This is a genomic window from Bacillus sp. BS3(2021) (genome assembly GCF_021043345.1).
Classification (GTDB): domain Bacteria; phylum Bacillota; class Bacilli; order Bacillales; family Bacillaceae; genus Bacillus; species Bacillus paralicheniformis.
This window is the reverse complement of the sequence record NZ_JAJNDM010000004.1, coordinates 136,467-151,484: the sequence shown is the minus strand read 5'-3', so window position 1 is coordinate 151,484 and position 15,018 is coordinate 136,467. Positions and strand designations below refer to the sequence as shown.

The following is a 15,018-nucleotide window of genomic DNA, read 5'->3' as shown; positions in this document are numbered from 1 at the left end:
TGAGGGAGGCGCTTCGATCAGAATGACAATTGATGCTTTTGGAGGGGAGATTCCGTTCCAGCGCATAAAAAAAGCCGCCGACTTCTTGTCGGCAGCTTTCCAATGTATTATAGACGTTTTAGCGTTTATTGCGGTTTCTTAAGAAAGTCGGGATGTCAAGCGTATCCTCGGCAGGCTGTGATTGGCTGCGATGCGGCATGCTTGGCTCCTCGCGCTTCGCCTCCCGTTTCGGAGCAGGCTGATGATGCTGTTTTAAGCCTTGGTTTAAAGGTCTCTGCGGCTTAGATGCATCTTGATCCTGTTCGATAAAGCCGGTCGCGATTAAGGTAACAACAATTTCATCTTTTAGATTCTCATTAATGATTGATCCGAAAATCATGTTTACATCTTGATCTGATGCGGCGGCTACAATATCAGCTGCTTCCTGAACTTCATACAGGCTTAAGTTTGATCCGCCCGTAATGTTCATGAGAACACCTTGTGCACCGTCAATCGCTGTTTCAAGTAACGGACTTGAGATAGCTTTTTTAGCCGCTTCGGCAGCACGGTTTTCACCTGTGGCGACGCCGATCCCCATCAGTGCAGAACCTTTGTTGGACATGATCGTTTTGACATCGGCAAAGTCAAGGTTGATCAGTCCAGGTGTTGCGATCAAGTCTGAAATGCCTTGAACACCTTGGCGGAGAACGTTGTCCGCTTCGCGGAAGGCTTCAAGCATCGGTGTGTTTTTATCGACGATTTCAAGAAGACGGTCATTCGGAATGACGATCAGGGTGTCGACGGCTTCCTTCATTGCTGTAATGCCGCCTGCCGCCTGAAGCTGTCTTTTTCTGCCTTCAAAAGTAAACGGTCTTGTCACAACACCGACCGTCAATGCGCCTAATTCCTTTGCGATTTGTGCGATGACAGGTGCCGCGCCCGTTCCTGTTCCGCCGCCCATTCCGGCTGTGACGAACACCATGTCTGCACCTTTCAGCGCTTCTTCAATTTGTTCTTTGCTTTCCTCTGCGGCTTTTTTGCCGACTTCCGGATTGGCTCCGGCGCCGAGCCCGCGTGTCAGCTTCGCACCAATCTGCATTTTCGTTTCCGCTTTTGACAGGTTGAGAGCCTGGGCATCCGTGTTGACTGCGATAAACTCGACTCCCTGAACGTCATTTTCGATCATCCGATTGACGGCATTGTTACCGCCGCCACCTACTCCTATTACTTTAATCGATGCTAAGCCGTCTATATTTGTTTCAAACTCTAACATGCTAAATCCTCCTAATCCGTCGAATGACTAATCTCTATTCCCAAAAGAAGTTAAATATTTTCTTCATTTTGCTCGGCTTTTTCTCAGCTTGAGCGTGCTGCTTGGATTTTGGCTTCGGTCGCTGCTGCACTTCTTTTTGATGTGTTGCCGCGACTTCCTGAACCGCTTGTTCCGGCATCTTAAACCCTACTTTTCTGCCTTGGATTTTTGCGTTGCGGTAAGCGAATTGGATGAGGCCGACTCCTGTCATGTATTGAGGTTCTCTTACACCGATATAATTCGGGCTAGCCACTCTGACGTTATTTTGAAGAACATCCTGTGCGAGGCTGAGGACACCCGGCATTCCAGCCTGTCCCCCTGTAAGCACAAACCCTCCCGGCAATTCTTTTATTCCCATGTTCCGCAGTTCCTCTGCCACGAATAAAAAGATTTCTTCGAGCCTGGCTTCTATAATGTCTGCCACTTCCCGCTGAGAAAAGGTTTGCTTTTGGTCTGTCCCGATCACGGCGACTTCAAATGTTTCCTCTTCCGACGCTTCTTCATAGAAAGCATGTCCAAACTGCTTCTTCACCCGCTCAGCTTCGTCTGTGGAAGTGCGCAATCCGATTGAAATATCCTTGGTGATGTTTTCTCCTCCCAGGGGTATGACGCGGGTCGCAAGAAGATGTCCGTCCTCAAATACGGCAACCGTTGTCGATCCTCCCCCGATGTCGATTAAAGCCACTCCGAGGTTTTTTTCGTCCTTTGATAAAGCGACAGATCCGGCGGCCAGCGGCTGAAGGCAAATATCCGTTATTTCAATTCCCGCTCTTTCCACACAGCGCAGCAGGTTATGTAAGATCGTTTTAGAGCCCGTGATCAGCGATCCTTCCACTTCAAGGCGGACGCCGAGCATCTTTTTCGGATCTGTAATATCGCCTCTGCCGTCAACAATAAACTGTCTCGGAATCACATCGACGATCAGCTGTTCAGGCGGGATGGAAACGACTTGAGCGGCCTCCATCACCCGGCGCACGTCTTCAACGTGGATCTCTTTATTCTCGCTTGAGACAGCCACAACACCGTTCGTATCTTGAATATGGATGTAGTTCCCATTAACCCCGACGATCGCGTGGGTCAGCGGAAAACCTATCATTCTTTCTGCTTGTTCAAACGCTTTTTTTATAGAATGAACCGTTTCATCTATATCAACGATTGATCCTTTTTTCAGCCCCTCTGAGGGAACATTTCCGACTCCGATAATGTTAAGAGAATCGTCTGACATTTCACCGACGATCACTTTAATATTGGACGTACCGATGTCTAGACTGACGTAAAGTTCATTGTTGTTCATTCTATGGCACCTCCTCACATTTCAGTCAATTCTATTCTATTATTTGCCGAACAACAATACAATGAATCTGGTTTTACAAGTGTGTAACAATCAATACAAACCAATACGCTTCGTTTTTAGTTTTAGGATTACTGTGAATATTCGTGATATCCTATGTATATCCTCTTTTAAATCCGATTTTTTTTAATTTTTTCTCCTCGAGGCCGTCCATTTGGCGAGCAGTATTCTTCTGATGACCGCGATGTTTTGAAAAAGCCTCACGCCAAATGCAAACATACCGACTAAATACAAGTCTACACCAAGATGAACGCCCAGAAAAGCCAAACTTATGGCGAGAATAATATTGAAGAAAAAGCCCGTCACAAAAACTAGTTCATCGTATACACTTTCCAAATGGGCCCTTATTCCCCCGATCAAAGTATCAAGGGATGCAAGAATCGCCAGGGACAAATAATTTGAGTATTCATCCGGAATGGTGAAGTTCGTGCTGAACCCGATTGTAATTCCGAGCAAAAGCCCTAAAACCGGAAGCCACATTAGGAATTCTCTCCTTTTGATTTCTCGAGCGGTTTCAATGGCGCAACTTGCATTGAACCTTCATAAGCTTTGATTTTGATTTGTTTTTCAGGCCTTTTGATTTGCAAATCCAGATTTTCTCCCGCGAACAGATCCTGCAGGGATGAAGCATTCATTCGGCTATATAGTTTATCGGCGTTTTTGCCGATGACTTTTACCGTTATCGGATAGTTGTCCAAAGGATATCCGTCGATTTTGGTTGTTCCGTTGATATCCCTGATCACCGTCGTGTTGACAACCCTTCTGTCATTGATCGATATTTCTTCCGCTTCATACATATTCAGTTCATTAATCAGCTTTTTCAGAAGGTCTGGCGGCGGATTTTGAATGGATTCTCCCGTGAGTTCTTCCGAGAAGAGCTGAGAAATGGTGATGATGATTCCGTTCCCTGTAACATCTGTGAAGCCGGCCTGTTTTTTTAAGTTTTGAAGCGTTTCATTCAACGCTTTTGTCCGCGAGGTTTCTTCTTGATGACTGTATGTGTTCAGCATTTTTTCATATTTGTCAATTTCGCTGATCAGCTCAAGCTGTTTTTTCTGTTCTTTCTTCAGATCCTCCCTGAGGTCCCAGATGTCCCGCGTATCGCGGACTTTCGGCGCTTTCAGCGAATTAAACTGTACGGACAGCATAATTCCGAAAATGAGCATCAGGATGCTCAAACTGATGAAACGATTATTTTTCTTCAACGTCCGCCCACCAACTTTTCAACGTTCATTCCCCCTGCTTTAAAAGGGGCTCCATCTCGATTTGGTCTTGTTTTTCGATGCTGACTGAAATATGATCGCGGCTCAGCTGGTCCACAAGTCCTCCTGCAATGTTCAGCGCCGGCATCAGCACATCCGGATCCCCGATGGCCGAAATGACAAACGGCGCGGGATACTGGTTGCCGTCAACCGTGATGACAGGACCGTTGCACGATATGTAAGAATGATGTGTCACACGCTGTCCGTTGATCGACACCGCGGCCGCCCCGGAAATCCACAGCTCATTGAGCAGGCGGAATATGTGGCTTTCATGGACGATATAGTTGTTGACATTCTCACCTTCCGGTATGTAAGAAGCGTCTTTCAGCGTCACCTTGATTCCTTCGCCCTGAACGCCGATTTCCCCGACGAACATTCTGTACCTTTCAACATCTTCAACAATATTGTAATACTCTTTTTTTTCCTTTTTCAAAGCCGTCTCTGTTTTCTGTACTTCCTGCTGTTTTTTGTAAAGCTCCTGTTCCAGCTTCTTATTTTGCTTTTCCTGGGAAATCAGCCGGTCGCGCAAGGAATACTCCTCTTTCCAATTTTCAGCTGTTTCTTCATGGTCTTTGTTTTCCCTGGCGAATTGATAGGAGAAAGACAGCAGGAATCCGAGGACAAGCATGGCGAGTGAAAGATTGACTGTGTGCCTCTTCAATTTCCGTCTCCCTTTTTGCTTTCATCCGTTTTTTTCAGAGGTTCAAAATAAGTCGCGACTTCCATATGGATAATGCCTTTTTCCCCTTTCGGCAGCTCTTTTACGATCGCCGGATAGCTGTTCATTTTCTGTCCGAACGTTTTCAGCGAAGCCGTCACGATATAGCCGTCGTTCATATACAGTCTGATCAGCCAAGGATTTGATTTTTGAGGCGTATAGTTAATCTCGGAAATCGATTTTTTCACGGAATCGGAAAGCTTGTTCAGCTGTTTTGCCATTTGAACGAGCTTTTCGTCTTCCTCCCAGTTATTAAGGGTCGGTCCGATGTCAGTCGGCGTCACCTCTTCAGGAAGCACCGTGCCGTTTTCAAGCACGGAGTAGTACACATTGTGTTTTTGCAAAAACGCAATGCTTTTATACTCTTCGATGGAGATGGCGATTTTGTTGGGCAGCTGTTTAGAGATTTCGGCTTTTTTGATCAATTTATTCTGCTCGATCTTTTCTGCGGCTTTTTGCTTGCTCAGACTCCAGAATTCCGTCTGTCCTTTATGGATCGAAGACAGGGAAATGATCTGGTCTTTTGAAACGTTTTTGTTTCCTTTGATCTCTACCGTCGAAACTTTGCTGATCGGCGTCTGCAGGTAAATGATGATCAGCATCATCGTGAAAAAGAGCAGAATAAAGGTGATCAGCCGGCGGTTTGCCTTTTGCTTTCGCTGTTCTTTGATTTTGGGAATCCGTTCTTCTATATTCACTACTTTTTCTTTATCAATACCGGGTTTCACGTAGGCTCACCTCAGGGTTAATAAAGCAGACAAAAAGACTTTTATTTGCTTATTTTTGTTCGGAAAAATGACGCGCTTTTCGACATATGAAAGCACGGGGCAAGCTAAAAAGCTTCCATTTAGCGAAACAAACGACATACTAGGATGCCGTTTGCTTGTTTGTTTCATACATTATATCATAAGGCGATCTGAAGTAGAGAGGCCGTTTACCGTTTTTCTCCGATAATTTCGACCTCAGTGTGCATGTCGATATCGTATTTTTCTTTAATCGTTTTTTGAATGAATGCAATCAAATCCAGGACGTCTTGCGCTGTTGCGCCGCCTGCGTTGACGATGAAATTGCCGTGCATCTCCGAAACCTTTGCCCCGCCGATCTGATGGCCTTTCAAACCAGCGTCTTCAACTAGCCGGCCCGCATGTTCAGGCAGCGGGTTTCTGAAGATGCTGCCTGCGCAAGGGTTGGACACAGGCTGCGTTTCTTTTCGGTAGTCTTTGTTTTTCTGCATCTGCGCAACGATCTCATCGCGTTCTTTTTGCTCCAGCTGGAGAACGGCTTCAAGACATATGCCCGGCCGCTCGTTTTGCAGGATGGACGTGCGGTAGCTGAACGCCATCTCTTCATTCGTCAGCCAATCGATCGTTCCGTCTTCAAACAGGATCAATGCTTTCACCAATACCCTGCTGATATCAGAACCGTGGGCTCCGGCATTCATGTAAACCGCTCCGCCGACCGAACCCGGAATGCCCGCGGCAAACTCGAGGCCGGAAAGCCCTTTTTTGCTGATGCCTGTCGCAAGCCTTACGACAGAGTAGCCGCCGCCGACCGTTACTTGCTCGCCGTCGATTTCCATATGGTCAAGCCCCTGTCCGAGCTTGATGACAACGCCTCTTATCCCTTCATCGAGGACAAGAAGATTCGAGCCTCTGCCGATGGCCGTCCACTTGATGCCGTGCTTCTTGATCACCTTCATCGTATCTTTGACAGCTTGAATGTTTTTCGGAACCACCAGCACATCAGCCGGTCCTCCGATTTTAATCGTAGTATGGTTGCTGAGCGGCTCGTTTTCCAGAACTTTGCCGACTTCAAGTTCTTTTAATTCTTGTATCACCTTATCCATCGAAAACCTCCAAAATCCTTCTGTCTTATCATTTTGCATGATGTTTCAGTTCTTTCAGCACATTGTACAAGCGTTCGGCCGCGTCCGGTACGCCAAGCGACTTCGCGCGGCTCTTCATCTCTTGCAGCGTTTTTTCGTCTTGTAAAATATGATCGATCGCCTGAATTAAGCGGTCTCCATTAAGCTCTGATTCTTTTAAAACGACAGCGGCGTTCTGCTCTCCTAGTGAGCGTGCGTTCACTTCCTGGTGGTTGGCCGTAACGTACGGACTCGGAATCAATACGCTTGGAATGCCGAGCGCGGTGATTTCCGCTATTGTCGTTGCTCCCGCACGTGCCACGACGACTTCGAACTCTTTTAAGTACTCGGGCATTTGATGGAGAAATGGCTGAACGACCATATTCGGAGCGGGGTCTTCTTTTTTAAGCGCAGCTGTTACTTTATCATAGTGAACTTCCCCTGTGACATAAAGAACCTGGTAATCCCGCTTTTTTAATTCGTTTTGCATCGCGATAACCGCTTCATTGATCGGAGCGGCACCGCGGCTGCCTCCGAAAATAAGGACCGTTTTTTTGCCTTCTGAAAGGCCCAAAGCGGTCAGAGAACGACCCCCTTTTATAGAGACGACTTCAGACGCCCTCGGGTTTCCTGTAAAAACAACTTTTTCTGCAGGAAAATGCGGTTTCGCTTCATCAAAACAAATGGCTACCTTATCAACATATTTGGATAAAAACTTATTGGTGAGTCCGGGAAGGCTGTTTTGTTCGTGGATAATCGTCGGAATCCCCAGTTTTGAAGCGGCGTATACCACGGGTCCGCACACGTAGCCGCCCGTGCCGATCACCGCGTCGGGCTTAAACCGTTTTAATTCTTTTTTGCATTCTTTTACACCCTTTAAAAAGCGCATGACGGTTTTGACGTTTTCAAATGACAGCTTTCTTTTAAAACCCGTAATTTCAATCGCCTTGAAAGAGATCCCTTCCCGCTCGACGATATTTTTCTCCAGGCCTTTTTCGGTTCCGATATATAAAAACTCAACATCTTCATGATGCCGTTTCACTTCTTTAATAAACGCAAGGGCGGGGTAAATATGGCCGCCCGTTCCGCCTCCGCTAACAACAATCCGCATCTGTTCTCCCCCTTATTCCTTATGTACACGCCGATAACCCTGCTATCTCGCAACAGGGTTATCGCCAAAATCTAGTATCTAGAATACCTGCTGACATTCAGCAGCACGCCGACCGCCATAAGCATCAAGGTCAGTGATGAACCGCCATAACTTAAAAACGGAAGCGTGATGCCTGTAACAGGAATCAGGCCGGTCACGACGCCAATATTGATCATAACCTGAATCGCTATCATCGAAATGACGCCGACGGCGACAAAACTGCCGTATAAATCGGGCGCACCGAGCGCGATTCTGATGCCTCTCCATAATAGAACGCTGAAGAGCAAAAGAATCAGCGATCCGCCGATAAAGCCGAGCTCCTCTGATAAAATCGCGAAAATAAAATCTGTCTGCGGCTCAGGCAGATAAAAAAACTTTTGCCTGCTCTGGCCGAGGCCGAGGCCAAACAGCCCGCCGGGCCCCACCGCATAAAGAGACTGAATGATTTGAAAGCCGCTCCCCAAAGGGTCCTCCCAAGGGTTCAAGTATGAAGTGATCCTTTTGATCCGGTACGGCGCCGACAGCACAAGGCCGACAAAGCCGCTCAGACCCAGAAGACCGAGAAAAACGAAGTGTGAAATTCTCGCACCCGCGACGAAGATCATAATGATGCATGTGCCGACCATTACGGTTCCTGTTCCAAGGTCAGGCTGCATCATGATGATCAAAAAAGCTGAAAAGACAATACCCAGCGCCGGCACAAAGCCCTTTCTAAACGATGTAATATTCTTTTGCTTTTCAGATAAAAACTTGGCCAAAAATGCGATCATCGCGAGCTTCATAAACTCGGACGGCTGAATGCTGAAAGCGCCGACTCCGATCCAGCTCCTCGACCCGTTCCGTTCCATGCCGATCCCGGGAACAAGGACGATGATGAGCAGAAAGAAACATACTATGATCAGTATTTTCGCATAAGTTCTCCACGTCCAGTAGTCGACATTCATGATGAAAAACATGGCGATGACTCCGATGCCGGCAAATAAAAGCTGCCGTTTCGCAAAGAAAAAGGAGTCGTCGTATTTGTAAGTCGCCCATACTGCACTGGCGCTGTATACCATAATCAGTCCAATTGTTAAAAGCAATAGCGTAATGATAACCAGCAAAAAATCCGGTGACGTTTTTTTTGTTTGCAAAGCCGAACACCCCAAGCTCTAATTCTTAGGGCTATCTTTACGAGACAAGCCCTTATTTAAGCATATGCACGGCGTTTACAAACATGTCACCACGTTCTTCAAATGTTTTGTACTGATCCCAGCTTGCACAGGCCGGGGACAGAAGAATGACATCTCCTTCGTCTGACAGGCTGAACGCCGCAGTTGCTGCTTGTTCAACATTATCGACACGTTTAACCTGTTGTATTCCCATTTCTTCGGCCAGCTTCTCAAACTTCGGTGCGGTCTCGCCGAATGTGATCACCGCTTTGACAAAAGATATATGCGGCTTTAGTTCATCGAATTCATTTCCGCGGTCAAGCCCCCCTGCCAGCAAAATGACCGGCTTTTGAAAGGCGGACAGCGCTTTTTTGGTCGCAAGAATGTTTGTCGCTTTGCTGTCATTGTAAAACAGTCTGTTTTTGATCGTCGCGACGTATTGCATCCTGTGCTTTACACCGGTAAAGCTCGTCAGCACCTTGCGGACGGCCTCATCGGAGACGCCTGCGGTTTTAACAATGCAAAGGGCGGCCAAAATGTTCTCCAAATTGTGCTCTCCCGGCAAAACGACGTCTTCAAGCGGCATGACCGGTTCACCGTTAAACATGATCACGCCGTCTTTCACGCACGCTCCGCGCTCAAGTGTCCGGCGGACCGAAAAATACACCTTCTCCGCTTTTGAACACTCGGCAAGCCGTACGACTGTCTCATCGTCCAAATTGACAACGGCAACGTCTGTTTCCGATTGATTTCGATAGACCTGCTGTTTGGCAAGCTCATAATTTTGGCGCGAATGGTGATAATCGAGATGGGCATCAAATACGTTTAATAACAATCCGATTTTCGGTCTGAATTGATAAGTCCCCATGAGCTGAAAACTCGACAGCTCTGTCACGATCCATTCGTCTCCGCCGGCCTGATTGGCCACTTCGCTTGCCGCCGTGCCGATATTACCAGCAACGAGCGCTTTTTTCGAATCGGCTTTCAGCATTTCATAAACAAGCGTTGTCGTTGTCGTCTTTCCGTTTGAACCGGTAATGCCGATGAACGGAGCATCTGTCAGATGATAGGCAAGTTCAACCTCCGTCCAGACCGGTATGCCCCGCTTCAGCGCTTCTTCGACCATCACGTTTTCATAGCGGATGCCCGGATTTTTAATCAGAATGTCGATCGAATGAAGATCAAACAGTTCCGTCGGATGAGAGCCGCAGACGACTTCCACCCCTTTTTCCGCGAGAATCCGCGCAGGTTCATTCTCCTCAAAAGGCAGCTGGTCATTTACGACAACCTTTACGCCTTTTTCATGAAGGATCGAAGCGGCAGCATATCCGCTTTTCGCCAGCCCCAGTACGAGCACATTTTGATTTTGCAATAAATCTTGAGTATCCACTTATAACCACACCTCGATGTAAATTCCTAAGACGGCAAGCAGAAGTCCCGCTGTCCAAAAAGTGACGACAACTCTCCACTCAGACCATCCGACAAGTTCGTAATGATGGTGAAGAGGGCTCATTTTGAAAATTCGTTTGCCGGTCGTTTTAAATGAAATGACCTGCAAAATGACGGACAGCGTTTCAATGACAAATACGCCGCCGATGATGACAAGCAGGATTTCCAGTTTCGTTAAAATCGCGATCGTCACAATCGCCCCTCCGAGGGCAAGCGATCCTGTATCTCCCATAAAGACTTTCGCGGGGTGCGCGTTAAACACAAGAAATCCTAACACCGCTCCGACAACAGCAACCGCGAAAATGGCGACATCGTATTGCGACTGGTTCCATGCCAAAATTGCAAACGCACCGAACGCGATGGCAGCAGTACCCGACAACAGCCCGTCAAGCCCGTCAGTCAGGTTGACAGCATTTGAACCGCCGACAAGCATAAAGATGACAAGCACCGGATAAATCCAGCCGAAATCAAATGACAGCTCTGTTCCCGGAATGCGGATGTCAGTCGGCAGCCCTTGGAAGTGGTAGACGGCATAGAATACCAGAGCAATCACGATTTGGCCGATCAGTTTTTGTTTGGATGTGAGTCCAAGGTTGCGCTTCATCACGACTTTAATATAATCATCCAAAAAGCCGAGCAAGCCGTATCCAACCGTAACAAACAAGAGAAGGATCATGTTCATGCTGACTTCGGAAAATTTCATTGTCATGACAATGGTCGTCGCGATAATCGACAATATGATCATGACGCCGCCCATCGTCGGCGTTCCCGATTTTTTCTGATGGGATTTCGGACCTTCCTCACGGATGCTCTGCCCGAATTTCAGCCTTCTTAAAAACGGAATGAAAATCGGAGATAAAAGAACGCTGATTAAAAAGCCCATGATAATGGTAAATAAAATTACTTGTTCGAGCATCGTTCTTCTCTCCTTTCCGCGTGATATAAGTAGCAGCATACGCATTTATCATATTCACTGTTTTTTTTCATATGTTGATTTATTTCATCCATCATTTCAACAACTCTTTCCTGTAGTTCTTTTTCGGTTATTTCAGCTCAAGAATGGCTCTTTTGGCCACCTCAGCATCATCAAAATCAAAGGTTTGACCGCCGATCTGCTGATAGGTTTCATGGCCTTTGCCTGCGATCAGGACGACATCTCCTTTTTTGGCGTTTGCAATGGCAAAAAAGATCGCCTGCTCACGGTTGACGATGCTGTGATAGTAAGCCCCTTTTACGCCTTCCTCCATATCGTTTAAAATGGCGAGCGGGTCTTCGCTTCTCGGATTATCGGCTGTAAAGACCGGTTCATCGGCAAGGTCAACGGCAATTTTCGCCATTTTCGGACGCTTCGTCTTATCGCGGTCTCCTCCGCAGCCGACGACGACAAACAGCTTTCCTTCCGTTAAGCCTCTGCACGTGTTCAAGACATTTTCGAGGCTGTCAGGAGTATGGGCATAGTCGACGATTACCGGAAAGTCCTGGCCGGCGTCCACAAGCTCAAATCTTCCTCTGACGCCTTTCAGCCCTTCAATTCCTTCTGTGATCGTGGCAAACGGGATATCCGCTGCTAGTGCGATCCCCGCGGCCGTTAAAACATTGTAGACGTTAAAGAGGCCGACAAGCGGAATCGTTACTTGTGCAGTACCTTTGGGCGTCACCAGATCAAAGGTTGTCCCTTTCGGAGCCATTTTGATATTTTCAGCCATGACATCGGCATCGTTTTGAATTCCGTATGTCAAAAGGTGTGCTGACGTCACTTGGGCGAAATACGCTGAAGCAAGGTCATCCGCATTCAGCACGGCCCACTTCGGTGTATCGTGGTTAAAAGATCCGCCGAGCTGAGAGAAAAGCAGACTTTTCGCATGTTTATATTCTTCCATTGTCCGGTGGTAGTCAAGGTGGTCCTGAGTCAGGTTCGTAAATGCGGCGATATCGTAATCACACCCGTGGACCCGGCCCATGTGGAGAGCGTGTGAAGACACTTCCATGACGGCTGTATCCACATCCTGATCAACCATTTTTCTAAACGTTTTTTGAAGTGTGACGCTTTCCGGCGTCGTATTTTTTGCATCGAAGGTTTCGTCATGGATTTTCGTGTACATCGTGCCGATCAGTCCTGTGCGGCTCCCGGCTTTTCTAAAGATCTCCTCCACCATGTGAGAAGTCGATGTCTTGCCGTTTGTGCCTGTAATGCCGATCAGCTTCAGCTGCTTCGTCGGCTGTCCGTAAAAGGCGTCCGACAGCACGGCAAGCGCTCTCTTCGTATGGCGGACGATGATCACCGGCACATCGGCGTCCACTTCCCTTTCCGCCACGATAGCGGCAGCCCCTTTTTCAGCGGCTTGCCGGGCGTAGTCATGCCCGTCGACTGTATAGCCTTTTATACAAACAAAAAGACTCCCTGTCTTGACTTCCCTGGAGTCCATCTCAATTGAAGTTATATCAGGGTCTTCTTGGCCGGCATAGGAAGGTGCATTTTTTAAATATGTAAGAAGCTTTGTTAATTTCATCGTATCAAACCTCTCAAGTCTAATCATTCTTCATTCGTTGTCATATTGTTCCTGCGTTGATTAACCGCACGAGCTGCATGCAGACATACAGTTCATATTTTAGCGTAAAAAAGAGGATACATCCAGCTAATCCTTTAAAATCTATATATTTTTTAGGAGGAACGGCCCCCGGTCATCAGCCGGTTGCCGCTCCTTATCATGATCCGAATTAATCAGAGGCTCCGTCTTTATTGTCAAGGTAAATGCGAATGGTCGATCCTTCTTTTACTTTTTCGCCCGGCTTAGGGGACTGCTGAACGACGACATCGCCTTTTCCGGAAGCTTTCAGCCTGAGGTTGATCAGCAATGGTTCAAGCTCTGTCACGGAAAGCCCTATAAGGTTCGGGACCTCGATCAGCTTTTTGTCCAGCCATTGATATTTGCGTTCAATCTGATCTTTCCGCTTCTTAACGCCGAGCTGTGGAAGGCTGTCTCTCATGATGTTTCCGACGATCGGCGCTGCAACCGTACCCCCGAATTGAATCGTGCCTTTCGGATTGTCGACGGCGACGTAAACAACGATGCTCGGATCATCTGAAGGAGCCGTTCCGATAAACGAGACGATGTGATTGTTTTTTAAATATTTCCCGTCCTTGACTTTTTGCGCCGTACCGGTTTTGCCGCCCACCCGGTAGCCGTCGACAAAAGCGTTCCGCCCCGTCCCCTGGGCGACAACGCTCTCCAGCGCGTAACGGATCTGTTTCGATGCCTCTTCAGAAATCACTTTTCTTTTGGCGATCGGCGTCTGTTTTTTCACTGTTTGTTTTGTTACGGGATCAATCCACTCTTTGGCAATATACGGCGTATACAGCGTTCCGCCGTTGACAGCTGCAGAAACAGCTGCGACCTGCTGGATCGGTGTCACCGATACCCCCTGGCCGAAAGCGGTTGTCGCCTGCTCTACAGGACCGACGCGGTCAAGCGGGAATAAGATGCCCGTTCCTTCGCCTTGTAGATCGATCCCGGTTTTTTGTCCGAAGCCGAAATTTTTAATGTAGCTGAACAGTTTTTCTTTGCCAAGCCGCTGACCAAGCTCAACAAATCCCGGGTTGCACGAATTTTGGACGACTTCAAGAAACGATTGTGCGCCGTGTCCGCCGCGCTTCCAGCATTTCAGCCTTGCGCCGTCCACTTCAACGGAACCCTTATCATAGAAGTGATCTTTTTGGAGGTTGACTTTGTTCTCTTCCAAAGCTGCGGCAAGCGTGATGATTTTAAAAGTCGAACCGGGCTCATATGTGCTCCATACAGGCAAGTTCCGATTATAGACTTTAGGATCGATTGATTTGTAGTTTGCGGGGTCAAAGTCCGGCCGGCTGACCATCGCCAATATCTCCCCGTTTTTCGGGTTCATCGCAACACCGACCATTCCGTCCGGGTTATACTTCGCTTCTGCGATATCAAACTCCCGCTCCATAATCGTCTGCACCTTTGAATCGATCGTCAGCTTCATATCAAGCCCGTCTTTCGGCGGTGTATAGTCATCCGCCTCCCCCGGCATCCTCTTGCCTTTTGCATCAGAATAAAATTTCACATAGCCCTTTTCACCTTTCAACTCTTTGTCATAAAAAGCTTCGAGGCCAAGCAGACCCTGGTTGTCAATGCCCGCGAATCCGAGCACATGGGACAGATAGCTGCCAAACGGGTAATGGCGGATCGAATCTTCTGCAATGTATACGCCTTTCAAGTTGAGATCTCTGACTTCTTTTGCTTTCTCATGGGAAATTTTCCGGCCCTCGGGATTGATCCTTTCAATTGACGTTTTTTTCGTGACATGTTTGTACGCTTTTTCTTCCGACATATTCAACACGCTGGCCAGCAGTTTGCTCGTTTTGATCGGATTTTCAACCTGCTTCGGAACAACCAAAACCGATGGCGCGCTTTGGTTTGTCGCCAGCTTGACGCCGTTCCTGTCCAATATTTCGCCCCTTTCCGGCTCAAAAGGAAGGTTCCGGCTCCACGAATCTTTAGCTAATGTCGTCAGTTTATCCCCCAGAACGAACTGAACGTATCCGAGCCTTGTATCAATAATCAAAAAGATGATCACACCAAAAAGCAGAACGAATATTAAACGTTTTCTGACCGTTACATTGGAAACGCGCAAGAGACCGTTCACTCCTTATTTAGGCTTGTTTCATTTTATGCCTTGGAGCGTTTTGATAGAACGGCCCTTATTTTTATATGCTCAGGAGGCGGCCGCGCCCAAACGGAAGGCTATCGACTCTGAGCCGAT

General features: G+C 47.6%; 13 protein-coding genes. All 13 read right to left on the bottom strand.

The window, feature by feature from the left end:
- Positions 1–118 precede the first annotated feature (118 nt).
- Positions 119–1,252: a cell division protein FtsZ gene (gene ftsZ, locus LQ247_RS10825; RefSeq protein ID WP_231006039.1), complete on the bottom strand. Its 1,134-nt coding sequence runs from the start codon at positions 1,250–1,252 to the stop codon at positions 119–121.
- 34 nt (positions 1,253–1,286) lie between these two features.
- Positions 1,287–2,585, bottom strand: coding sequence for a cell division protein FtsA (gene ftsA / locus LQ247_RS10820; RefSeq protein WP_020451307.1), 1,299 nt, complete (start codon positions 2,583–2,585; stop codon positions 1,287–1,289).
- Between the two features lie 183 nt (positions 2,586–2,768).
- Positions 2,769–3,122: a small basic family protein gene (locus LQ247_RS10815; RefSeq protein ID WP_003181559.1), complete on the bottom strand. Its 354-nt coding sequence runs from the start codon at positions 3,120–3,122 to the stop codon at positions 2,769–2,771.
- Complete coding sequence (locus tag LQ247_RS10810) at positions 3,122–3,847, bottom strand: DUF881 domain-containing protein (RefSeq protein ID WP_020451306.1); 726 nt, start codon at positions 3,845–3,847, stop codon at positions 3,122–3,124. Before LQ247_RS10810 ends, LQ247_RS10815 begins: the two co-directional genes overlap by 1 nt.
- Before the next feature lie 25 nt (positions 3,848–3,872).
- Complete coding sequence (locus tag LQ247_RS10805) at positions 3,873–4,532, bottom strand: DUF881 domain-containing protein (protein WP_371268716.1); 660 nt, start codon at positions 4,530–4,532, stop codon at positions 3,873–3,875.
- Positions 4,533–4,561: 29 nt separating this feature from the next.
- Positions 4,562–5,350, bottom strand: coding sequence for a cell division protein FtsQ/DivIB (locus LQ247_RS10800; RefSeq protein ID WP_020451304.1), 789 nt, complete (start codon positions 5,348–5,350; stop codon positions 4,562–4,564).
- A gap of 206 nt (positions 5,351–5,556) precedes the next feature.
- Positions 5,557–6,468: a UDP-N-acetylmuramate dehydrogenase gene (gene murB, locus LQ247_RS10795; RefSeq protein WP_144497614.1), complete on the bottom strand. Its 912-nt coding sequence runs from the start codon at positions 6,466–6,468 to the stop codon at positions 5,557–5,559.
- Positions 6,469–6,496: 28 nt separating this feature from the next.
- The gene (gene murG, locus LQ247_RS10790; RefSeq protein ID WP_231006038.1) at positions 6,497–7,597 is read right to left on the bottom strand and encodes an undecaprenyldiphospho-muramoylpentapeptide beta-N-acetylglucosaminyltransferase; all 1,101 of its coding nucleotides are present in this window, start codon (positions 7,595–7,597) and stop codon (positions 6,497–6,499) included.
- 71 nt (positions 7,598–7,668) lie between these two features.
- Positions 7,669–8,769, bottom strand: a complete 1,101-nt coding sequence (spoVE, locus tag LQ247_RS10785; RefSeq protein ID WP_020451301.1) for a stage V sporulation protein E — start codon at positions 8,767–8,769, stop codon at positions 7,669–7,671.
- Positions 8,770–8,821: 52 nt separating this feature from the next.
- A complete protein-coding gene (gene murD / locus LQ247_RS10780; RefSeq protein WP_231006037.1) occupies positions 8,822–10,177 on the bottom strand; it encodes a UDP-N-acetylmuramoyl-L-alanine--D-glutamate ligase in 1,356 nt (451 codons plus the stop codon).
- Positions 10,178–11,152, bottom strand: coding sequence for a phospho-N-acetylmuramoyl-pentapeptide-transferase (gene mraY / locus LQ247_RS10775; protein ID WP_020451299.1), 975 nt, complete (start codon positions 11,150–11,152; stop codon positions 10,178–10,180).
- A 127-nt stretch (positions 11,153–11,279) separates the two neighbouring features.
- Positions 11,280–12,746, bottom strand: coding sequence for a UDP-N-acetylmuramoyl-L-alanyl-D-glutamate--2,6-diaminopimelate ligase (locus LQ247_RS10770; RefSeq protein WP_144497612.1), 1,467 nt, complete (start codon positions 12,744–12,746; stop codon positions 11,280–11,282).
- Positions 12,747–12,954: 208 nt separating this feature from the next.
- Positions 12,955–14,889 carry a stage V sporulation protein D gene (locus LQ247_RS10765; protein ID WP_035338833.1) on the bottom strand — a complete coding sequence of 645 codons (1,935 nt, stop codon included), beginning with the start codon at positions 14,887–14,889 and terminating at the stop codon, positions 12,955–12,957.
- Between the last annotated feature and the right edge of the window lie 129 nt (positions 14,890–15,018).